21 protein-coding genes and 1 tRNA gene are annotated in these 19,856 nt (G+C 67.5%); 3 read left to right on the top strand and 19 right to left on the bottom strand.

The genetic code is table 11. The features are described from left to right. Positions 1-35 precede the first annotated feature (35 nt). The 9 genes from IEX50_RS00970 to IEX50_RS00930 are packed head-to-tail and all read right to left on the bottom strand — an operon-like array spanning position 36 to position 8,398. Positions 36-641: a retropepsin-like aspartic protease family protein gene (locus IEX50_RS00970; RefSeq protein WP_157177595.1), complete on the bottom strand. Its 606-nt coding sequence runs from the start codon at positions 639-641 to the stop codon at positions 36-38. Then, the gene (locus tag IEX50_RS00965; RefSeq protein ID WP_157177594.1) at positions 638-1,405 is read right to left on the bottom strand and encodes an MBL fold metallo-hydrolase; all 768 of its coding nucleotides are present in this window, start codon (positions 1,403-1,405) and stop codon (positions 638-640) included. The genes IEX50_RS00970 and IEX50_RS00965 overlap by 4 nt, the downstream gene beginning before the upstream one ends. Next, positions 1,402-2,178 carry a TatD family hydrolase gene (locus IEX50_RS00960; protein ID WP_157177593.1) on the bottom strand — a complete coding sequence of 259 codons (777 nt, stop codon included), beginning with the start codon at positions 2,176-2,178 and terminating at the stop codon, positions 1,402-1,404. Before IEX50_RS00960 ends, IEX50_RS00965 begins: the two co-directional genes overlap by 4 nt. A gap of 31 nt (positions 2,179-2,209) precedes the next feature. Continuing rightward, positions 2,210-3,742: a methionine--tRNA ligase gene (gene metG, locus IEX50_RS00955; RefSeq protein WP_157177592.1), complete on the bottom strand. Its 1,533-nt coding sequence runs from the start codon at positions 3,740-3,742 to the stop codon at positions 2,210-2,212. Beyond that, positions 3,739-4,734, bottom strand: coding sequence for a DNA polymerase III delta subunit-related protein (locus tag IEX50_RS00950; protein ID WP_157177591.1), 996 nt, complete (start codon positions 4,732-4,734; stop codon positions 3,739-3,741). Before IEX50_RS00950 ends, metG begins: the two co-directional genes overlap by 4 nt. Further along, positions 4,731-5,366 (bottom strand): dTMP kinase, encoded by a 636-nt coding sequence (tmk, locus tag IEX50_RS00945; RefSeq protein ID WP_157177590.1) that lies wholly within the window; start codon positions 5,364-5,366, stop codon positions 4,731-4,733. Before tmk ends, IEX50_RS00950 begins: the two co-directional genes overlap by 4 nt. Next, entirely contained in the window at positions 5,363-6,526 is a 1,164-nt protein-coding gene (locus IEX50_RS00940; protein WP_157177589.1) for a D-alanyl-D-alanine carboxypeptidase family protein, read from the bottom strand. The genes tmk and IEX50_RS00940 overlap by 4 nt, the downstream gene beginning before the upstream one ends. Next, a complete protein-coding gene (locus IEX50_RS17715) occupies positions 6,523-7,341 on the bottom strand; it encodes a septal ring lytic transglycosylase RlpA family protein (RefSeq protein WP_157177588.1) in 819 nt (272 codons plus the stop codon). Before IEX50_RS17715 ends, IEX50_RS00940 begins: the two co-directional genes overlap by 4 nt. After that, positions 7,325-8,398 (bottom strand): lytic murein transglycosylase, encoded by a 1,074-nt coding sequence (locus IEX50_RS00930; protein ID WP_157177587.1) that lies wholly within the window; start codon positions 8,396-8,398, stop codon positions 7,325-7,327. Before IEX50_RS00930 ends, IEX50_RS17715 begins: the two co-directional genes overlap by 17 nt. A 131-nt stretch (positions 8,399-8,529) precedes the next feature. Here IEX50_RS00930 and IEX50_RS00925 point away from each other — a divergent pair. Both IEX50_RS00925 and IEX50_RS00920 read left to right on the top strand, forming a co-directional pair. Next, a tRNA-Ser gene (locus IEX50_RS00925) sits at positions 8,530-8,619 on the top strand. 18 nt (positions 8,620-8,637) lie between these two features. After that, positions 8,638-9,564: an XdhC family protein gene (locus IEX50_RS00920; protein WP_157177586.1), complete on the top strand. Its 927-nt coding sequence runs from the start codon at positions 8,638-8,640 to the stop codon at positions 9,562-9,564. 63 nt (positions 9,565-9,627) lie between these two features. On the opposite strand, the gene rpmE is transcribed toward IEX50_RS00920, so the two are convergent. Continuing rightward, positions 9,628-9,858, bottom strand: a complete 231-nt coding sequence (gene rpmE, locus IEX50_RS00915; RefSeq protein WP_157177585.1) for a 50S ribosomal protein L31 — start codon at positions 9,856-9,858, stop codon at positions 9,628-9,630. A 198-nt stretch (positions 9,859-10,056) separates the two neighbouring features. Between rpmE and mobA the strand changes: the two genes are divergently transcribed. After that, positions 10,057-10,605, top strand: a complete 549-nt coding sequence (gene mobA / locus IEX50_RS00910) for a molybdenum cofactor guanylyltransferase (protein WP_157177584.1) — start codon at positions 10,057-10,059, stop codon at positions 10,603-10,605. A 117-nt stretch (positions 10,606-10,722) separates the two neighbouring features. On the opposite strand, the gene fabZ is transcribed toward mobA, so the two are convergent. The 9 genes from fabZ to pyrH all read right to left on the bottom strand — a co-directional run bounded on the left by fabZ (position 10,723) and on the right by pyrH (position 19,734). Continuing rightward, complete coding sequence (gene fabZ, locus IEX50_RS00905; RefSeq protein ID WP_157177676.1) at positions 10,723-11,193, bottom strand: 3-hydroxyacyl-ACP dehydratase FabZ; 471 nt, start codon at positions 11,191-11,193, stop codon at positions 10,723-10,725. 11 nt (positions 11,194-11,204) lie between these two features. After that, positions 11,205-11,861: an OmpH family outer membrane protein gene (locus IEX50_RS00900; protein WP_157177583.1), complete on the bottom strand. Its 657-nt coding sequence runs from the start codon at positions 11,859-11,861 to the stop codon at positions 11,205-11,207. Beyond that, positions 11,861-14,473: an outer membrane protein assembly factor BamA gene (gene bamA / locus IEX50_RS00895; protein ID WP_157177675.1), complete on the bottom strand. Its 2,613-nt coding sequence runs from the start codon at positions 14,471-14,473 to the stop codon at positions 11,861-11,863. The genes IEX50_RS00900 and bamA overlap by 1 nt, the downstream gene beginning before the upstream one ends. A 158-nt stretch (positions 14,474-14,631) precedes the next feature. Further along, positions 14,632-15,765, bottom strand: coding sequence for an RIP metalloprotease RseP (gene rseP, locus IEX50_RS00890; RefSeq protein WP_157177582.1), 1,134 nt, complete (start codon positions 15,763-15,765; stop codon positions 14,632-14,634). After that, complete coding sequence (locus tag IEX50_RS00885) at positions 15,762-16,925, bottom strand: 1-deoxy-D-xylulose-5-phosphate reductoisomerase (RefSeq protein WP_157177581.1); 1,164 nt, start codon at positions 16,923-16,925, stop codon at positions 15,762-15,764. Before IEX50_RS00885 ends, rseP begins: the two co-directional genes overlap by 4 nt. Then, on the bottom strand, positions 16,922-17,719 hold the full coding sequence (locus tag IEX50_RS00880) for a phosphatidate cytidylyltransferase (protein ID WP_229673559.1): 798 nt from the start codon (positions 17,717-17,719) through the stop codon (positions 16,922-16,924). Before IEX50_RS00880 ends, IEX50_RS00885 begins: the two co-directional genes overlap by 4 nt. Further along, positions 17,716-18,456, bottom strand: a complete 741-nt coding sequence (locus tag IEX50_RS00875) for an isoprenyl transferase (RefSeq protein WP_268237734.1) — start codon at positions 18,454-18,456, stop codon at positions 17,716-17,718. Before IEX50_RS00875 ends, IEX50_RS00880 begins: the two co-directional genes overlap by 4 nt. Further along, the gene (gene frr, locus IEX50_RS00870) at positions 18,453-19,010 is read right to left on the bottom strand and encodes a ribosome recycling factor (protein WP_157177579.1); all 558 of its coding nucleotides are present in this window, start codon (positions 19,008-19,010) and stop codon (positions 18,453-18,455) included. Before frr ends, IEX50_RS00875 begins: the two co-directional genes overlap by 4 nt. Next, entirely contained in the window at positions 18,997-19,734 is a 738-nt protein-coding gene (gene pyrH / locus IEX50_RS00865) for a UMP kinase (RefSeq protein ID WP_157177578.1), read from the bottom strand. Before pyrH ends, frr begins: the two co-directional genes overlap by 14 nt. Between the last annotated feature and the right edge of the window lie 122 nt (positions 19,735-19,856).

Below are 19,856 nucleotides of genomic sequence, written 5' to 3'. Positions count from 1 at the left end.
CATCCATCACCTTAAGTCTGATAATATATATTATGTTAAATCAACGCCTTCGGAGTGAGGATCAGCGTGCGATCCTCGACGCCCCAGCGTTGCAGCCCGGACAGGAAGTTCATGCCGAGCACGTTGATGCCCCCGAACCCCGACGACGTCACTGCGCCCAGATCCTCGACGCGGATCGACCCAACCGTCAGCAGCGGGATCGTCAGCCGGTCCGCGCGGATGTCGCCGTTGGCGGTGCGCAGGATCATCGGCCGGCGATCGTCGGTCTTAATCCCGGCCTTGGCCACCGTCTCCGCCGAGATGGCGGTCATGGTCGCGCCGCTGTCGACGAGGAAGCGGACCTTGTCGCCGCCAATCGTGGCATCGACCCAAAAATGCCCGTCGGGCGACATCGCGATCCGCACAGTCTTGCCGACGATCTGTGGTGTCGCCGGTCGCAGGTCGGTCGTGACCCGGTCGAACATCGGGCGGAACGCATCGCGGTTGACGAACAGCAGATAGGCCCCGGCGATGATCGCCGCCCAGGACAGCAGATAGCCGATCACCCTCCCCAGCGGCAGCCGCCGTGCCGCAAGCGACAGCAGAACGAACACCAGGATCAGCGCGAGATAGCCCGCCTGCACGCCGTCGTCGGCCGTCATACGATCTGTCTCGTGAGGCTATCATGTCCGGGCACAACACCAGCCGGCAGCGTCGCGATCAGGTCGGCATAGTCCATCGACTGGTCCATATGGGTCAGGATCGCCTCCCCCGGTCGGCACGCGGCGATCCAGCCGAGCGTCTGATCGAGCGTCGGGTGGCTCGGATGCGGCGCACGGCGCAGCGCATCGACGACCCAGAGGTCGAGGCCCCGATACAGCGTGGCCATATCGTCCGTCATGTCACTGAAATCGGTGGCATATCCGATTGTACTGCCGGGTTGCGAGAAGCGCAGACCAGCGCTTTGGGTGCGTCCGTGGGGCTGGTCCACCGCATCGATCACGATGTCGCCGATGACGGTTCGGTCGCGCAGTTCCTGGCCGGCGAGCGTGGCCGGATACCCGGATTTGCCGTCGAATGCATAGCCGAACCGCGTGGTGAGCGATGCCATCGTGGCGGGCCGCGCATAGGCCGGGATTCGCGAGCGGCGGTTGTGAAAGACCTGTCGCAGGTCGTCGATCCCGTGGGTGTGGTCGGCGTGGTCGTGGGTCCAGATGATCGCATCGAACGTGCCGACGTCCGCGCGGAGCAGCTGCTCGCGCATGTCGGGGCCGGAATCTATCAAGATGCGGGTCGTGGCGCTTTCGATCAGGATCGCGGCCCGCGTGCGGCGGTTCCGCGGCTCGGCCGGGTCGCATGCGCCCCAGTCGTTGCCGATCCGTGGGACACCGGACGACGTGCCGCAACCGAGGATCGTCAGCTTCACGCGGCGGCCTTGTCGAACAAGGTGAAGAAGTTGGCGCGGGTTTGTGCCGCCAGCTCTTCGACAGGCACGCCGCGCAGGCGTGCCAAGAAAGCGGCCGTGTCGGCGACGAACGCCGGTTCGCCGGGGCGGCCGCGGTGTGGGACCGGTGCAAGGAACGGCGCATCGGTTTCGATCAGAAGCCGGTCCGCTGGCAATGTCGTGGCGATCGCCTGAAGGTCCCTAGCGTTCTTGAACGTCACGATGCCCGAGATTGAGATATAAAGGCCTAACGCCAAGGCCTTGGTGGCGAACTCTGCGGACGCGGTGAAGCAGTGGATGACGCCGGGATAGGCCCCCTTCCCCATCTCGTCCGCCATGATTTCGGCGGTATCGTCCTCCGCATCGCGGGTGTGGACGATGATCGGCAGGCCGGTGTCGCGCGATGCGGCAATGTGCGCGCGGAAACTGCGGCGCTGCTGGTCGCGGTCGCTATGGTCGTAATGATAGTCGAGCCCGGTTTCGCCGATCCCGACCACGCGCGGGTGCGTGGCGGCTTCGATCAGCCGCGCGGTGCCGACGTCGGGATGCGCGTCCGCTTCGTGCGGGTGGATGCCCACCGTGGCCCAGACGCCCGGTTCGCAGTCCGCGGTGGCGATGATCGCGTCCCAGTCGCTTTCACGCGTGGCGATGTTGAGCATCGCGGTGACGCCGCGGGCCTGCGCCCGGTCGATCACCGCGCGCTGGTCCTCGACGAGGCCAGGATAGTTCAGGTGGCAGTGGCTATCGGCAAACATGCCCTGCAGATAGGGACTGCCCCGCGGCGCGTCACCCTGCCTTTTCGTCCTCCAGCCGGGGAAACACGCCCACGGGCGGCGGCAGCGGCGTGCCGGGGGCGATCGCGGTGCCGAGCGCGGCGAAATCTCGAGCCTCCGCGGGTTGGGCGAGCAGGTCGAGCAGGCGATCCGCGCTGGCCGGCACTGCCCAGCGGACGAGGATGGCAAGGCGGCGGACGGCCTCGGCCGTGTAGTAGAGGATCGTGTCGGCAGCGGCCGGGTCGGTCTTGCGCAGGCTCCACGGCGCGTTGTCGGCGAAGTAGCGGTTCGCGTCGCCGACCGCTTCCCATATCGCCTCGAGCGCGCGGTTGGGCGAGAGTTGCGCCATCGCCGCGTCGACCGCGGCGCGCGTGGCCTGTCCGGCCAAGTCGGGATCCTCCGAACCGGCGGCAGGTTCCGGGACCAAGGCATTGCAATTCTTGGCGATGATCGAGAGGCAGCGCTGCGCAAGATTGCCGAGCCCGTTGGCGAGATCGGCGTTCGAGCGCGTCACGATCGCGTCGGCGGCATAGCTGCCGTCCTGGCCGAAGCTGACTTCGCGGAGCAGGAAGTAGCGTACCGGATCGACGCCGTAGCGCTGCGCCAGTTCCTGCGGATCGACGACGTTGCCGAGCGACTTCGACATCTTGACGCCGCGGTCGAGGACGTGGCCGTGGCCGAAGATCTTGGCGGGCAGCGGCAGGTTCGCGGACATCAGGAAGGCGGGCCAGTAGACCGCGTGGAACCGGACGATGTCCTTACCGATCACATGCAAGTCGGCGGGCCACCAGCGCGCCATCCGCTCCTGATCGTCGGGATAGCCCGCGCCGGTCAGGTAGTTGGTCAGTGCGTCGACCCAGACATACATGACCTGGTCCGCGCTGCCCGGCACCGGCACGCCCCAGTCGAAATTGGAGCGTGAAATGGACAGGTCGCGCAGCCCGCCGCGGACGAAGGCGATTACCTCGTTGCGGCGGCTCTCCGGCTGAATGAAGTCCGGGTTGGCTTCGAAATGCGCGAGCAGCCGGTCCTGGAACGCGGACAGGCGGAAGAACCACCCCTCCTCCGCGGTCCACGCGACGGGCGATCCCTCCGGCGACAGGCGACCGCCGCCGTTGGGATCGTCGACCAGTTCCTTCTCGTCGTAGAACGCCTCGTCGCGGACCGAGTACCAGCCTTCGTAGCGGTCGGCGTAGATGTCGCCGGCGTCGGCCATGGCCTGCCACAGCGTCTGGCTGGCATGGTGGTGGGCGGCCTCCGTCGTGCGGATGAACCGATCATAGGAGATGTTAAACGTGTCCGCCATCTCACGGAAATAGCCCGACATTTCGTCCGCCAGCGTGCGTGCGTCGATCCCGCGGGCGCGCGCTGCCTGGTCCATTTTCAGGCCATGTTCGTCGGTGCCGGTCTGGAAATACACGTCGCGCCCGGCAAGCCGGTTGTAGCGCGCGATGGCATCGGTGACGATCGCTTCATAGGCGTGGCCGATGTGCGGACGGCCGTTGGGGTAGCTGATCGCGGTGGTGATATAATAGGGATCGGTCATGCGCGGTCCTTAGCCGAGCCGACGGCGGGGGCAAGGCTTGCCGCGAGCGTCGCGATCTCGAACGCGGTGGTTTGCGGGTCGAGCGACAGGCCGACGGCGGCGGCCGAGACGCCCCTCACCCGTTCCCACGCCTGCAGCGCCTGTTCGAGCGCCGGGCCGGTGCGGCCGCGCGCGGCGGAGGCAAAGCGGCTGGGCGCGCGATCGAGGAACGCCTCGAACCGCGGTTGCGCCGCCTTGGTGGCCATGGTGCGTGCGAAGCGATTGCGAAGCGCGTTGGTCGGGTCGCCGCGCGTGATGAGCTGGTCGAGCGTCTCGTCGATCGAGGCAATGTCGAGCCCGGCGAAACGCAGCGCGCGGCCGGGGGAACCGTCGCCGGCGCGGATCAGCGCAGCCAGCTCCTGCGGCGACAGGTCCGGCGCGGCTTGTGTCAGCGCTGCGGTCATCGCGCTGTCGTCCAGCGGGCCGAAGCGAAGCATGCGGCAGCGCGAGCGAATCGTCGGGAGCAACCGGCCGGGCGCGTGCGTGACGAGCAGGAACAGGCCGTCCGCGGGTGGTTCCTCCAATGATTTCAAAAGAGCGTTGGCGGCCTTTGCCTCCAGGTCGTCGATCGAATCGATGATGACGATCCGGCGTGGCGACATGCTGCCGGTGGTTGCGAACACGCCATTGAGCGAGCGGACCTGCTCGATCGAGATGTTGCGGGCATGGTCGCCGGTCTTCTCGCGGAACAGCCGTTCGGCGATGCGCAGGTCCGGGTGGCTGCCGGCCGCGATCAGTGCCGCGATGCGGTGCGTGGGATCGACGGTGAAGCCCGGTCCCGTGGGTCGCGGCCCGGCGGCGTCCGCAAGCAGCCAGGTCGCGGCGGCGCGGGCGAATAGCCCCTTCCCCACCCCTTCCGGTCCGGCCAGTAGCCAGGCGTGGTGGAGCCGGCCGCTGTTCGCCGCCGTCTGGAGCGCGGCGACGTTCGCGTCATGGCCGATCGGCTGGATCATGCCGGGGCGTCGATCGCGTCGAGCAGCCGCTGGGTGACCGTCGCGGCGGGTCCGCTGGCGTCGACGATACGGAACCGGGCGGGGTCGGCCTTTGCCAGCGCAAGGAACGCGTCCGATACGCGGGCGTGATAGTCCGGGTCGCGCGCCCCGAACCGGTCGGCGGCGCCAGCATCGCGTGCCGCGGCCCTGTCCGTCGCTTCGGCGAGCGGCAGGGTGAGCAGCAGCGTCCGGTCAGGGAGCAGCCCTTCGCTGCCGATCGTGTGCAGCATGCGGATCGCCTCGGCGCCGATGCTGTCCGCGCCGCCCTGATAGGCGAGCGAGCTGTCGAGGAAGCGGTCGGTCAGGACCCACTGCCCCGCCTCCAGCGCCGGGCGGATCGTGCGCGCGACATGGTCCGCACGGGCGGCGGCGAACAGCAGCGCCTCGGTCCGCGCGGTCCAGCGATCCGCGGTGCCTTCGAGCAGCAGCCGGCGGATCGCCTCGGCGCCCGGACTGCCGCCCGGTTCGCGGGTTTCGACGACGGTCAGGCCACGCGCGCGCAGGGCTTGGCCGAGTGCCCGGACCTGCGTCGACTTGCCCGCCCCCTCCCCGCCCTCGAGCGAGATAAAGCGGCCGGGCCCAGCGGGGCTCACGCCAACCCGAACAGTCGACGGAAGCCGGCCATGATCCGCCCGAAGAAGCCTGCCTCTTCCACAGCGGATGCGGTGACCAGCGGCAGGCGCTGCGGCGCCATGTCGGGGCCGGTGACGACGAGGTCGGCGACATGCTGCCCGGCCGCAAAGGGTGCCGCGATCGGCCCCTGGTACACGACGCGGGTGCGCAGGTCAGAGCCCAGGCCGGCGGGCACGGTGACGGCGAGGTCGTTTGGTGCAACGAGGGCGACGGTGCGCGCGTCGCCGCCCTGCACCTCGGCATCCTGGACATGCGCGCCCTTGCGGACGATCGGCTTCGACGACCAGGCGCCGAAGCCCCAGTTCATGAACGCGACCGACTGTTCCTGGCGCTGACCCGACGAGGTCAACCCGGCGATGACCATGACGAGCCGGCGGTTGCCCTGCTTGGCCGAGCCGGTGAAGCCGTAGCCGGCCTCCTCGGTATGGCCGGTCTTGAGGCCGTCCGCGCCCTCGACCCGGCCGAGCAGCGGATCGCGGTTCTGCTGCGTGATCGCCGCACCCGCGCCCATCGTCTTGCCCCAGGTGAACGAGGTGCGGCTGTAGAACTTTTTGTACAGATCGGGATGGTTCTGGATCGTCGCTTCGGCCAGCGTCCCAAGGTCCTTGGCGGTCACATAGGTGCGGCCGGCGTCGGGCCAGCCGTTCGACGTCCCGAACTGCGAATTGCGCATGCCGAGTTCGGCGGCGCGGCGGTTCATCAGCGACACGAACGCGGGTTCGGTGCCGGAGATCGCCTCGGCCAGCACGACGCAGGCATCGTTGCCGGACAGCGTCACGATGCCGTTCAGCAGATTCTCGACGCTGACCTGCTCGTTCGGCGACAGAAACATGGTCGATCCGGCTTCCGGACCGTGCCAGCGGCGCCACGTCTCGGGCCGCACGGTGACCATGCGGTTAAGCTTCAGCTCGCCCTTCTTGATTAGATCGAACGCGACGTAGACCGTCATCATCTTGGCCAGCGACGCCGGTGGCATGCGGCGATCGGCGTCCTTGGCGTACAGGACCGCGCCGGACGACAGGTCCTTCATATAGGCGACCGGGGCCGGCGTATCGAACGGCGGAGCGGCGGCCTGGGCGGCGGTGCCGAGCAGCAGGATCGCGGGAAGAAGACGCTTCATCGTGCAGGTTCCATGTTTGATATCGGAGCGGGATCGCGGACCAGCTTGGCGTCCTGATAGCCCGCCGCCCGGACCCGCGCCAGCGTCGCTTGCGCGTCCGCCTCCGCGATCGGGCCTATCCGGACGCGGACGAGGTTCCCGACGGCAAGCGTCGTGCCGCCGAGGTCGCGCGCCAGTTGTTCGGCGCGGTCGGGGTCGGACAGGGTGGCGACCTGGACGTGTAGCGCGCCGAGTGCCGGATAGGCTGGTGGCGGGGCTGGCAGGGGCGGCGGTGCGGTCGACCCAGCGCGGAGGCCGGTCGAGCGGCCGGCGCGGAGGGCGGCACGGTCACGCTCGCTGGGGAAGACGCGGCGGACGCGGACGCGGAACGTACCGGTCCGCTCGACGCCAAGTTGCCGCGCCGCCCCGCGCGACAGATCTATGATGCGGTCAGACGCGAACGGACCGCGATCGTTGACCCGGACCAGGATCGTGCGGCCGGTCGCCAGCGCGGTCACCTCGACATAGCTCGGCAGCGGCAGCGTGCGATGCGCGGCACCGATCCAGTCCGGGCGGAAGCGTTCGCCGTTCGCAGTCTGGCTGCCCGATTCGGAGCCGTACCACGATGCCATGCCGACCGCGTCGTAGGTCGGGTCCTCCGCCGGAACATAGGTGCGGCCGCGGACGGTGTAGGGCCTGCCGATCCGGACCGGTAGATCGGCGACCGGGCGGTAGCGGCGTGCCCCCCCGCCCCGGTCCGATCCGCCGGCACATCCGGCCAGCATCAACGCCGTGAGCAATGCCGCGCCGGTCGCCCGCTCAACGTTGGACGGCATCGGCCAGCAGACCCACGGACAGTGCGTAGAAATTGGAGCAGTTATAGTCGAGGATCGAGCGGTAGTTGGTGGTGAGTAGATAGGCGGTGACGCCCGGACCGTCCGGTTCGATCAGGCTCGCCTGTTCGCCGTCCGCGGGCACCGGGTAGCCGACGAACTGGACGCCCAGCCGCCGCCACTCGCCGATCGTCTGCCAGCGGCTCTGGCGGTCGTAGACGCGCGGGCAGCGCGGCGATGAGAGTTTCGAACGGAGCGCGGTACGGTCGAGATCGGCCGGCACGCGGACCGCGACGCCCCACGGGACGGACGGTTTCCACCCGGCCTTCGACAGGTAATTGCCGATCGATGCCAGCGCGTCGGGTTCGCTGTTCCAGATATCGACGCGTCCGTTGCTGTCGCCATCGACCGCGAGGCGCAGGTACATGCTCGGCAGGAATTGCGGGTAACCGGTGGCACCGGCCCAGCTGCCCTTCAGCGTGCTGCGCGGGATGCCGCTTTCGAGCAGCTTCAGCGTGGCGATGAATTCGGCGGTGAACAGTTCGCGGCGGCGCCCCTCGAACGCCAGCGTGGCGAGCGAGCGGAGCAGATCGAAATCGCCGACCACGCGGCCATAGCCGGTCTCATGACCGTAGATCGCCATCATGATCGGCCCCGGCACGCCGGTCTGCGCCTCGATCCGCTGCAGCCGCGGGCGGAGTTCGGCATAACGCGTCCGGCCGCGGCCGATGCGGTCGGCATCGACATGCGTGCGCTGATAGGGGGCGAAGGCCGGGATCGACGGCGTGCTGTTCGTGGTCGCCGGGTTGCCGCCGGGCTGGCCGCGATCGAGCGTGATGACGCGCGGGTTGAACGTGAGGGTCGGGAAGACCTGGTCGAGCGTGCGGGCGCTGACCCCGGCGGCCAGTGCGCGCGGCCGCAGGTTGGTCAGGAACGCGCGGAACGCGGCGTCGCGCGGATCAGGTGCGGTCTCGTACTGCCCGGAATCCTGCGCCTGGCACGCGGAGGCGGCGGGGAGCAGAGCCGCCAGCAGCATCGCCGCCACGATCGTCGAACGCATCATCATCCCCTGGTCACCCCGCAAGGCCACCTGATGCCACGTCGCGGGCGGCGCGATAACCCCGGTCGTCGCAGGGACGGCACGTCCGGCCTTCCCACCCCGCGGCAACCGCGCTAATTGGCGATGGCACCGGACGGGTGGTCGAGTGGTTTATGGCTACGGTCTTGAAAACCGTCGTGGGTTCACGCCCACCGTGGGTTCGAATCCCACCCCGTCCGCCAGCATTTCTGGAGTGTCCCATGGTAGCCGAACTCGACCGCATGATCGCGGCACGCGCCGCATGGGGCGACACCCCGATGGCGATCGCAACCGTCGTTTCCACCTGGGGATCCGCGCCGCGACCGAAGGGCAGCCACATGCTGGTCGCCGCGGACGGGCGGTTCGAAGGATCGATTTCCGGTGGGTGCGTCGAGAACGAGGTGCTGCAGGTCGCGAGCGAGGCCATCGTCGACGGGCGCAGCCGGTTGCTCGACTATACGATCGGCGACGAGACGGCGTGGGAAGCGCATCTGCCTTGCGGCGGATCGATCAGCGTGCTGGTCCAGCCTGTTTCGCAGGACGGGTATGTGCCGGAAATCTTCGAGGCGCTGGCCGAGGCACGGGTCGCCGGGCGCAGCCTGTCGGTCACCACCGATATCGAATCCGGGCATAGCCGGATCGGCGCGGAGCCCGCCGAGGGCCAGTTCGTGAACCGGTACCGCCCTGCGCGCACGTTGCTGATCGTTGGCGCGGTGCAGATCGCGCAGTCGCTGGTCGAGTTCGCCGCCCCGCTCGATACCCGCGCGGTGCTGATCGATCCACGCGAACGGTTCCTGACCGCGGCGCGCTTTCCCGGGATCGAACTCGATTCGCGCTGGCCCGACGAGGCGATTGCCGCGCGGATGCCGGGGCCGGAGACGGCGGTCATCACGCTCAGCCATGATCCGAAGATCGACGATCCGGCGCTGATCGCGGCGCTGTCGGCCGACACGGGCTATATCGCGGCTCTGGGCAGCAAGCGGAGCCACGCCGCGCGGCTGGAACGGCTGGCCGCGGCGGGCATGACGCCGGCGCAGCTCGACCGGATCGATGCGCCCGCGGGCCTGCCGATCGGGGCGCTGGGGCCGGCGGAGATCGCCCTGTCGGTTGCCGCGGGCATGGTGCGTGCGTTCCGGACGCACGGCTGACGGGCACAAAAAAGGCCGCGGCGGGATGATCCCACCGCGGCCTTTTTCGGTTTGGAGCTAGGCTTACTTCTTGCCGAGCGTCAGGCCACCGAAGCGCTTGTTGAAGCGTGCGACCTGGCCGCCGGTGTCGAGCATGCTGGACTTGCCGCCGGTCCATGCGGGGTGGACGGTGGGGTCGATGTCGAGCGTCAGCGTGTCGCCTTCCGCGCCGTAGGTCGAGCGGGTTTCGAACACGGTGCCATTGGTCATCTGGACCTTGATGACGTGATAGTCGGGGTGGATGTTCTTCTTCATGTCGCGGCTCCGATGTTGCGCTGGTTTCCGACCAGCCGGGCGAAGGCGCGCTGTTACCGTGCGATAGCCGGAATGACAAGCTATGAGACCGATGGGGTGTGATGCTCGTTCGCTTACTGGTACCGCCGCGCCGAAGGACCCGACCGAAATGAAGGCTGAACTTAGAGGCGAGACCAGTTGCGGGTGGGAAACCGAACGATGAAGACGCTCGGCGCGATTTTTGCGGGCGGTGCGGGCCGGCGGTTCGGTAGCGACAAGGCGCTGGCGTTGCTCGACGGTCGGCCGTTGCTGGACCATGTGGCGGGTGCGTTGCGTGGGCAATGCGATGCGGTCGTGGTGATCGGGCGCGACTGGGTCGGCCTGGACAGCGTGCCGGATCGACCAGCGCCGGGCCTGGGGCCGCTCGGGGCGCTGGCCGGTGCGCTCGGCTATGCGGCGGACAACGGCTATGATCAGGTTCTGACGAGCGGTTGCGATCTGCCGGAGCTACCGTCGGATCTACTGGTGCGGCTGCTGCCGGGGCCGGCGGTGGTTGCGGGTCAACCGTTGCTCGGGCTGTGGGCTGCCGACCTTGCGGCACACGCTGTCGCCTGGCTCGAAGCGACCACCGACCGGTCGATGCGAGCGTGGATCGCCGGGACCGGCGCGCGGGTGGTTCCGTTCGGAGATGCGATCGCGAACATCAATCGTGTGGACGATCTGGAAGCGCTTGTCGCCGTGCGGGGGCGTCTGTTGTCTTCAGAATAAGCTCGATGGTGCCACGGTTTGGGCCGGGTGGACGCGCTCAATATGGGCACATCATGGACGCCGAAATGAAGAAGGGGTTACAACTCTACGTTGCAACCCCTTCTGTACGCTTAGAAATCACGCAGGCGGATCAGCGATCATTGCCATAAAGCTAGCCTGTGCGGCGAGCTTGCCGTCAACCAGGGCGCGACCGGCGAACTTGCTTGCCGACTTGCGCATCTGGGTGAACTCGACCTCCAGCGTCATCAGGACGCCCGGCTCGACGGGCACCCGGAACTTCGCGTCGTCGATCGCCATGAAGTAGACGAGCTTCCCCGTCCCCTCCAGCCCGAGCGACTTGACCGCCAGCACGCCAGCGGCCTGCGCCATCGCTTCGATGATCAGGACGCCGGGCATGATCGGACGGCCGGGAAAATGCCCCTGAAAGAACGGCTCGTTGATCGTCACTGCCTTGATGGCTCGGATCGATTTGCCCGGGACGAGCGATGCGACCCGATCGACCAGCAGCATCGGGTAGCGATGCGGCAACGCCGCCATGACCTGCCGGATGTCCAGCGGGCCCATGGCGCCGTCCTCCCCGTCCGTCATGGACGTGTCGGTCACCGGCCCTGCGGACGGCGTGCAGCGGCGGCCGGTGCAGCGGCGGGGGCTGGTGCGGCACCACCCTGCGCGGATTGGCCGGGCTGCCAGCCGGCGGGCGGCGTGATCGCGACGGTCTTGACCAGCGCGTTCAGCTGCGTCGTGACGTCGGCGGTCAGGTCAGCGGCGGGCTGGATCGCGACGACGGCCTGCGGGTTGACGATGATGCCGATCCGCTTGGCGACCATCGCGGCGCGCAGGGCCTGGTCGAGCTTGGTCGCGACCTGCTCCTGAGCATAGGAGAGCGGGCGCTGGAACGGTGCGGCCAGCGGGGCCAGTTCGCGCTGGGCCGAGGCTTCGCGCGTGCGATAGGCCGTGACCTTTGCCTGCAACGTCGCGGGCGGCGTCGCAGGATTGGCCTGCAGCGTCTGAATCTCACGCGCCATCGGCTCGAGTTCCGTGCTGATCGCGGTGCGGCGCGCATTGAACGCGTCGATCTGCGTCTTGTACTGTGTCTGGATCTGCGTTTCGGCAGCCTTCAGCGCGGCCGAGTTGCCGAGTGCGCCTTCGAGATTGGCCGAGGCGACGCCCAGACCCTGGGCGGATGCCTGCGTTGCGATGAGCGGGGTCGCCGCCAGCGCCACGCCAAGCGCGATGGTCTTGATATGGTTGGTCATCAGAACTGCGTCCCTACGTTGAAAGTGAAGAGTTTCGTGTCGTCGCCCGGCTCCTTCAGGAGCGCCTTGGCGACATCGATCCGGAACGGACCGAATGGCGAGTTCCAGTTGACGCCGACACCGACCGACAAACGCGGCTTCGGCGAATTGCCAGAGTAGACCTCCTGGAAGGCACCGCTCTGGTCGGCCGCGAGCGTGGAACCACTCGGGCAGCCGTTGTTGTCGTCGGCCTTCTGCACGACGCGCGACGTCGCAGACGATGTACCGCTCGCCGGGAAGTCGCAGACGCGGGTATCGAGCGTGACCGGCCTGGTCAGCGAGAAGACTGCGCCAGCGTCCATGAACAGCGACGGACGCAAGCCTAGGTCGCGCGCACCGGCGCCAAGCGGAATCTCAAGCTCCGCACGGCCCAGATAATAAGCCCGGCCGCCGATCGCGTCGTCCTGGATCTGGCTGCGATCGACGCCGGTGTTGAGGGTCCCGTCTGCGTTATACGGAATACGCTGGATCCGCGGACCGACGCCGCGGATATCGAACCCGCGCAACTGCGGCTGACCGAGGAACCAGCGATCGACCAGGCGGACCTTGTCGACCCCCTCGCCGCGGCTCTTGTCGTAGGAGAAGATGTAGCCGCCCTCGATACCCACCGAGAAGACGAAGCCGGAGCCGAGGCCCCAATATTTGTCGGCGTCGATCTTGGTCTTGATATACCTCACGCTGCCGCCAAGGCCGGCGAAATCCTGCGAGAAGACGACGCGCTGACCCCCAGTGGGGCGGATCGAGTTGTTGAGCGTGCTGTAGACCAAAGAATAGCCGACCGACGAGGTGATCCGCCTGCCGATCGCATCGCAGAGATAACGGCCGGCCTGCAATGGATCGCAGGTGTCGCCCGCCGCATCGCCACGGACGCCGTTATTGTCGATATCGGTGTAGAAGCTGCTGCGGTCGAGCGTGACGTTGTCCTGGCTCAGGCCGTAGCGGAGCGCCAACTGCACGAACTCGGTCAACGGCACGCCGGCGCGAACCTGGAACCCGGTGGTCGTCTGACGGTACGTCGTGTTGCGGTCGTTGTTGACGTAGTTGAACGAGTTGTAGTCGCGCCGGAAGATATCAACGCCGACCGCAATGTTTTGGTCGAACAGATAAGGCTCGGTGAAACCCAGTTCGACGGACTTCGAATAGGTCGAGTAGCTGCCGCTTGCCCTCAGGACCTGGCCCTTGCCGCGGAAATTGCGCTGCGTGATCGAGAGGTCGACGATGAACTTCTCGAGGCTCGAATAGCCGGCCGACAGCTGGAGCTCGCCGGTCGACTTCTCCTGGACATTCGCTTCGAGCACGACGCGATCGGGGGCCGACCCCTGCTTGCGCTCGATCTCGAACTTGTCCTGGAAGAAGCCCAGCGACTGGATACGGTCGCGCGAACGCTTCACGCGGAACGAGTTGAACGCGTCGCCCTCTGCCAAGCGGAATTCGCGGCGGACGACCTTGTCCTGCGTCAGCGTGTTGCCGTTGACGTCGATCCGTTCGACATAGACGCGCGGCGCGTCGTTGATCTTGAAGGTGACGTCCATCGTGAGCGCCTCCTTGTCGGCCCGGAAATCAGGGCGGACATCGGGCGTGAAGCCCAGGAGGCCGGTCGTCTCGGTGATCGAATCGACGGTGTCTTCGATCTGCTTGGCGTTGTACCAGTCGCCCTTCTTCATCGGCAGCAGGTAGCGGAACGTCTCCGCCTTCACGTCACGGATGTCGCTTTCAAGGTTCACGTCGCCGAACTTGTAGCGATCGCCCTCCTCCACCACGTAGGTGACAATGAAGTCGCGCTTGTCCGGGGTCAGTTCCGCCACCGCCGACACCACGCGGAAATCCGCATAGCCGTTGGTCAGGTAGAACTGCCGCATCTTCTGCTGATCATAGGACAGCTTGTCGGGATCATAGCTGTCGCCCGACGAGAAGAAGCGGTAGAAACGCGACTGCTTGGTCGCCATTTCACCACGCAGCTGGCCGTCGGAAAACTTCTCGTTGCCGATGATGTTGATCTGGCGAACCTTGGACTTCGCGCCCTCCGTGATCTCGAACACCACGTCAACGCGGTTCTGGTCGAGCTGGACCATCTTCGGTTCGACCGTCGCGGCGAAGCGCCCCTGGCGGCGGTAGAGTTCGATGATGCGCGCAACGTCGGCACGGGCGGCTTCACGCGTAAAGATCTGGCGCGGGGCAAGCTTCACCTCCGGCCGGATCTTGTCTTCCTTGAGCCGCTTGTTCCCTTCGAACACGATCCGGTTGATCACCGGGTTCTCGCGGACCTGCAGGACGATGTTGCCGGTCTCGGCACCCACGATCGTCGCGTCGGCGAACAGTTGCGTCGCGTAGAGGTCCTTGATTGCCTGATCGAGCTGCTCGGTCGTGTAGGTCTCCCCGACGCGCAACTTGACGTAGGAGCGGACGGTTTCGGGCTCGAGACGCTGTGCACCGGTCACCGACAGCGAGCGGATGATCCGCGTCTGCGCCAGGCTGGGCGCGGCGGCCGCGGGCGTGCCGGCTGCCCCGGGGGTGGGCTGCACGGTGGGGGGAACGCGCGGGCCGGCCGGTGCCGGGGTCTGGGCTCCCGCCATCGATGCCGTTCCGCCAAGGATGGTGCCAAGCAGGAATACGGACGTCGAACGCCGCCCGAAATGATTGTTAATGACCGTCACGCAATCCCGCCCTCGATAAGGAAGTGTCGCCCCTGCCCCCGCGGGTGACGCCATAGTGCTGCCCTGCCCTATCAGGATCAACCGATCAACCCGGCAAGCTGCCGCCACAAGCCGAAAGAGCCCAGGTCGTTGACGGTCACGAAGACCATGAACGTCAGTAACAGGGCCAATCCGGATCGAAACGCCCATTCCTGCGCCACCGGAGCCAGCGGTTTCCGCCGCACGGCCTCGATCAGGTAGAAGAACAGGTGCCCGCCATCGAGCATCGGAATTGGAAGAAGGTTCATGAATCCCAGATTAATGGAGATCGCCGCCATGAAGTAGACGAAGTCCAGCCAACCGAGCGTGGCTACCTGGCCAGATAGCCGCGCGATCTGCAACGGCCCGCCCAGTTCGCGGACCGAGCGGCGGCCGGACACGATCTGCCATAGCGTATCGACCATCGTTCGGGTGATCAGCACGGTCTGCCGCGCGGCGGCGCCGGGAAGCTCGCTGAACCGCAACGGCACCTTCACCTGCTTGCCGGCCGCAATGCCAAGCATCCCGATCCGGAATTCATTGCCGAACCGGTCGCGTTGCAAGTCGGTTTCAGGCGTCACCAGCAGATGGATCTGCTGCTGCCCGCGATACACGTCCATCTTCAGCGTCTCGCCCGCGCGGTGGCGGACAAGGTCGCCGATATCCTCGAACCGGTACACGCCCTGCGACGCGATCATCGTGATGCGGTCGCCTGCGCGCACGCCCGCTTGCGCCGCCGCCGACCCGGGCAGGACCGCGGCGACCGTGGACGGCGTGCGCCCCTCCCCGACCACCGCGAAGATCGTCATGAAGATCAGCACCGCCAGCGCGAAATTGATCGCCGGGCCGGCCGCCACGATCAGGAAACGCTGCCAGACGGGTTTTGCCTGGAACGTCATGGCGCGTTCGGCAGGCGGGAGTGCCAGCCACGCCGGGGTCGGGACGCTGGCCGGGTTCATGTCGCCCGCGAACTTCACATAGCCGCCGAGCGGCAGCAAGGCCACGCGCCACCGCGTGCCGCGCCGGTCGGTCCAGCCGAACAATTCCCGTCCGAACCCGATCGAGAAGGTGTCGGCCTTCACCCCGAACGCGCGTCCGGCAAGATAATGGCCCATTTCGTGAATGAAGATCAGCGGGCCAATGAGCAGGAAGAAGCTCAGCACGGTCAGCGCGATCCCGGGGCTCTGCATCATGCGGCCATGTCCTTCATCACTCCGTCGGCGATCCGTCGCGCCTGCCGATCGATCGACAGGACGTCGTCGATCGTAGCGGGCACTGGCGGATCATAGCGATCCAGCACGGTCGCGACGATCCCCGCAATATCCAGGAAACCGATGCGCGAGGCCAGAAAGGCCGCGACCGCTATCTCGTTCGCCGCATTTAGGATCGCCGGGCGTCCGCCGCCCGCGACCGCTGCCTCGCGTGCGAGACGGAGCGCGGGAAAGCGCTGGGGGTCGGGGGCCTCGAAGTCTAGCCGGCCGAGCGTGGTAAAATCGAGTGGCGCCGACGGTCCGTCCATCCGGTCCGGCCAGGCGAGCGCATGCGCAATCGGCGTCCGCATGTCGGGCGTGCCCATCTGCGCCAGCGTCGAGCCGTCGATATAGTCCACCATCGAGTGGATGACCGACTGCGGATGCACAACGATCTCGATCCGTTCGGAGCCGATCGGAAAAAGGTGATCCGCCTCGATCAGTTCGAGGCCCTTGTTCATCATGGTGGCCGAGTCGATCGAGATTTTGGCGCCCATCGACCAGTTCGGATGACACACCGCCTCCGCCGGGGTGACGGTGCGCATCCGCTCGATCGTCGCGGTGCGGAACGGGCCGCCGCTGGCGGTCAGCAGGATGCGGCGGACGCGCTCGATCCGGCTGCCGGCGAGGCACTGGAAGATCGCATTATGTTCGGAGTCGACGGGCAGCAGCGTGGCGCCGGTGCGCGTGGTGGCGCGAATCATTAGGTCGCCGGCCGAAACGAGCGCTTCCTTGTTGGCGAGCGCAACGGTCTTGCCCGTCTCGATCGCCGCCATCACGGGCACGAGCCCGGCGCATCCGACGATCGCGGCCATCGTCCAGTCGGCACCGAGCCCGGCGGCATCGCGTACGGCGTCGGCCCCGGCGGCGTGACCTATCCCGGTGCCGGCTAGGGCTGTGGCAAGCGCCGGTCCTTGGTCGGGGTCGGCGATGACGGCAAGCTCGGCGTTTGTCCGGATCGCGGCAGCGGCGAGGCCCGCGACGTCGCGGTGGGCAGTCAGCGCCTTTACCTGAAACGCGTCCGGGGTGCGCTCGATCAGGTCGAGCGTCGAGCGGCCGACCGATCCAGTCGCACCCAGCACGGTGACGGTCCGGCGCGTCACAGCACACCACCCGCGACGAGACCGGACACGAGCACCGCAACCGGCACGACGCCGTCGAGCCGGTCGAGCGCGCCGCCATGGCCAGGGAGCAGCCGCCCGCTGTCCTTCACGCCGGCGCGACGCTTGAGCCAGCTTTCGAACAGGTCGCCGATCTGCGCCAGCACCGCGAGCGGGGGGCCGAGCCAGAGGCAGGCGGTCGGGAGCCCGGCGATCCAGGCGATCAGGCCGCCCACGATGAGCGCACCGGCCATCCCGCCGAACAGTCCGGCCCAGGTCTTGTTGGGGCTGAGCCGCGGTGCGAGCTTCCGCCCGCCGATCGCGCGGCCCGAGAAATAGGCGCCGATGTCGGTCGCCCAGACGATCGCGAGCGTCCAGAGCGTCCAGCCGATGCCAGCCGGCTGACCGCGCAGGAACAGCAGTCCCGCGGTCGGCAACCCGACGTAGAGCAGCCCCATACCCAGACGGCCCGAGTTGCCGACGACCATCACGAGCAGCGCGCAGGCGACAAGGATGGCAATCGTATCGCGGTTCGCCCCGCCGACCGCCGGCATCAGAAACAGCATCGGCACGCTGAAGAGGACAAGGGCGAGCACGATCCGCCGCGACGACGACCGCATGAGCCCCGCCCATTCGGCGAGCATCAGTCCGGCCGCCGCGACCGCCAGCAGCCAGAACGCCGTCCCGCCAAGTGCAAGCGCCCCGACCGCGACGAAGATCATCGCCGCACCCGCGAGGGCCCGGGTCGCAAGATCGGAACGACGCCGCGCGGGCGTCTGGCCGGGAACGACGGTCACAGGCCCCCGTATCGCCGTTCGCGCGTCGCGAAGTCCTGCACCGCGGTCGCCAGTGTCGCGGCATCGAAATCGGGCCACAACGTGTCGACGAACAGCAGTTCGGCATAGGCCGCCTGCCACAGCAGGAAGTTCGACAGCCGCCGTTCGCCCGACGTGCGGATCAGCAGGTCGAGCGGCGGCAGGTCCGACGTATCAAGCCGCGCGCCGATCGCGGCGGTATCGATGTCGGCCGGCGCGAGGCCGTCGGCGACGATCCCGCGTACGGCCCGAACGATCTCGTCCTGCGCGCCGTAGTTGAGCGCGATGACCAAAGTCGTGCCAGTGTTGCCCGCGGTCTTTGCGACGGCATCGTCGATCAGCGTGACCACGTCCGGTTCGAACCGGCGATAGTCGCCGATGATCCGCAACCGGATGCCGGCCGCCGCGATCTCCGCGATCTCGGCGCGGATATAGTGGCGCAGCAGACCCATCAGGTCGGCGATCTCGGACGCCGGGCGACGCCAGTTCTCGGACGAGAAGGCGTAGAGCGTCAGAACCTCGATCCCGAGCTGCCCCGCGCCGCGGATCGTGCGACGCAGCGCCTCCGCCCCGGCACGATGCCCGGCGATGCGCGGCAGCAGGCGCTTCTTCGCCCAGCGGCCGTTGCCGTCCATGATGATCGCAACATGCCGTGGCCCGCCGGACCGGCCGGTCGCCGGCCCGGGAACGGGCTCCGATACGGCCGGGACTCCGGTCACTTCCCGAGGATTTCCTTTTCCTTCGACGACGCCAGGCTGTCGATGTCCGCGATCGTCTTGTCGGTCAGTTTCTGGACGTCGGTTTCGTGACGCTTGCGCTCATCCTCGCTGATTTCGCCCTTCTTCTCGTCGGCCTTCAGCGTGTCCATCCCGTCGCGGCGCACATTGCGCGCGGCAATGCGGGCGCCCTCGGCATATTTGCTGGCGAGCTTGGCCAGTTCCTTGCGGCGCTCCTCGGTCAGTTCCGGGATCGGCAGGCGCAGCGTCTGGCCGTCGACGATCGGGTTGAGGCCGAGACCGGCGGCGCGGATCGCCTTGTCGACCGGGCCGACATTGGTCTTGTCCCACACCTGGACGGAGATCATGCGCGGTTCGGGCACGGACACGGTTGCGATCTGGTTGATCGGCATGCGCGCGCCGTAGACCTCGATCTGCACCGGATCGAGCAGCGAGACGGAGGCACGGCCGGTGCGCAGGCCCTGCAGATCGTGATGCAGCGCGTCGATGCTGCCGGCCATGCGCCGTTCGAGATCGGTCTTGTTATACGCCGCCATGCGGGGTCTCCTCGTTGCGGACGATCGTCGCGATCCCCTCACCCGCCAGAACGCGGGCAAGATTGCCACGCTCGCGGATGTTGAAGACGACGATCGGAATATTGTTGTCGCGGCACAGGGCAACGGCACTGGCGTCCATGACGCGCAGGTCGTCGCTCAGCACGCGATTGAAACTGACGGTGTCGTAGCGTTGCGCGGTCGGCACCTTCTTCGGGTCGGCATCGTAGACGCCGTCGACCGACGTGCCCTTCAGCAGCGCGTCGCACCCCATTTCCGCCGCGCGCAGTGCCGCAGCGCTGTCGGTGGTGAAGAACGGGTTCCCGGTGCCCCCGGCGAAGATCACGATCCGGCCCTTTTCCATATGCCGTTCCGCGCGACGCCGGATGAACGGCTCGCACACGGTGGGCATCGGGATGGCGGACTGGACGCGCGTATCGACACCGATCCGTTCGAGCGCGCTCTGTACCGCGAGCGCGTTCATGACGGTGGCGAGCATGCCCATATAGTCGGCGCTCGTCCGGTCCATGCCGCGCGCGGAGCCGGCCAGGCCGCGGAAGATGTTGCCGCCGCCGACGACGATGCACAGCTCATGTTCGCGCGCGACGCCGGCGATCTCCTCGGCGACGCGACCGACGGTGTCGGGGTCGATCCCGAACTGGCCGCTCCCCATCAGGACCTCGCCGGACAGCTTCAGCAGGATACGGTTGAAGCGTGGGCGTGTCATTACGGGCAGGGTATCCGATTCATGGGCGGGGCGGGCGTGGCGCACCTTAGGCAGTGGAACCCGCGGTGCCAAGGGATGCGATCGGTCTGGCGGCGATCGATCGACGGGCACGGGACATGAAA

This window comes from Sphingomonas prati, from assembly GCF_014643515.1.
Lineage (GTDB): Bacteria > Pseudomonadota > Alphaproteobacteria > Sphingomonadales > Sphingomonadaceae > Sphingomonas_R > Sphingomonas_R prati.
Note: the sequence above shows the minus strand (reverse complement) of the source record. Positions and strands in the feature narration are given on the sequence as shown.

Excerpts from the sequence above, each read along its gene's own strand:
- IEX50_RS00970 (WP_157177595.1), bottom strand. The coding sequence starts at position 641 with ATGACGGCCGACGACGGCGTGCAGGCGGGCTATCTCGCGCTGATCCTG.
- IEX50_RS00960 (WP_157177593.1), bottom strand. The coding sequence starts at position 2,178 with ATGTTTGCCGATAGCCACTGCCACCTGAACTATCCTGGCCTCGTCGAG.
- metG (WP_157177592.1), bottom strand. The coding sequence starts at position 3,742 with ATGACCGATCCCTATTATATCACCACCGCGATCAGCTACCCCAACGGC.
- IEX50_RS00950 (WP_157177591.1), bottom strand. The coding sequence starts at position 4,734 with ATGATCCAGCCGATCGGCCATGACGCGAACGTCGCCGCGCTCCAGACG.
- IEX50_RS00940 (WP_157177589.1), bottom strand. The coding sequence starts at position 6,526 with ATGAAGCGTCTTCTTCCCGCGATCCTGCTGCTCGGCACCGCCGCCCAG.
- IEX50_RS17715 (WP_157177588.1), bottom strand. The coding sequence starts at position 7,341 with ATGCCGTCCAACGTTGAGCGGGCGACCGGCGCGGCATTGCTCACGGCG.
- IEX50_RS00930 (WP_157177587.1), bottom strand. The coding sequence starts at position 8,398 with ATGCGTTCGACGATCGTGGCGGCGATGCTGCTGGCGGCTCTGCTCCCC.
- IEX50_RS00920 (WP_157177586.1), top strand. The coding sequence starts at position 8,638 with ATGGTAGCCGAACTCGACCGCATGATCGCGGCACGCGCCGCATGGGGC.
- rpmE (WP_157177585.1), bottom strand. The coding sequence starts at position 9,858 with ATGAAGAAGAACATCCACCCCGACTATCACGTCATCAAGGTCCAGATG.
- mobA (WP_157177584.1), top strand. The coding sequence starts at position 10,057 with ATGAAGACGCTCGGCGCGATTTTTGCGGGCGGTGCGGGCCGGCGGTTC.
- fabZ (WP_157177676.1), bottom strand. The coding sequence starts at position 11,193 with ATGACGGACGGGGAGGACGGCGCCATGGGCCCGCTGGACATCCGGCAG.
- IEX50_RS00900 (WP_157177583.1), bottom strand. The coding sequence starts at position 11,861 with ATGACCAACCATATCAAGACCATCGCGCTTGGCGTGGCGCTGGCGGCG.
- bamA (WP_157177675.1), bottom strand. The coding sequence starts at position 14,473 with ATGGCGGGAGCCCAGACCCCGGCACCGGCCGGCCCGCGCGTTCCCCCC.
- rseP (WP_157177582.1), bottom strand. The coding sequence starts at position 15,765 with ATGATGCAGAGCCCCGGGATCGCGCTGACCGTGCTGAGCTTCTTCCTG.
- frr (WP_157177579.1), bottom strand. The coding sequence starts at position 19,010 with ATGGCGGCGTATAACAAGACCGATCTCGAACGGCGCATGGCCGGCAGC.
- pyrH (WP_157177578.1), bottom strand. The coding sequence starts at position 19,734 with ATGACACGCCCACGCTTCAACCGTATCCTGCTGAAGCTGTCCGGCGAG.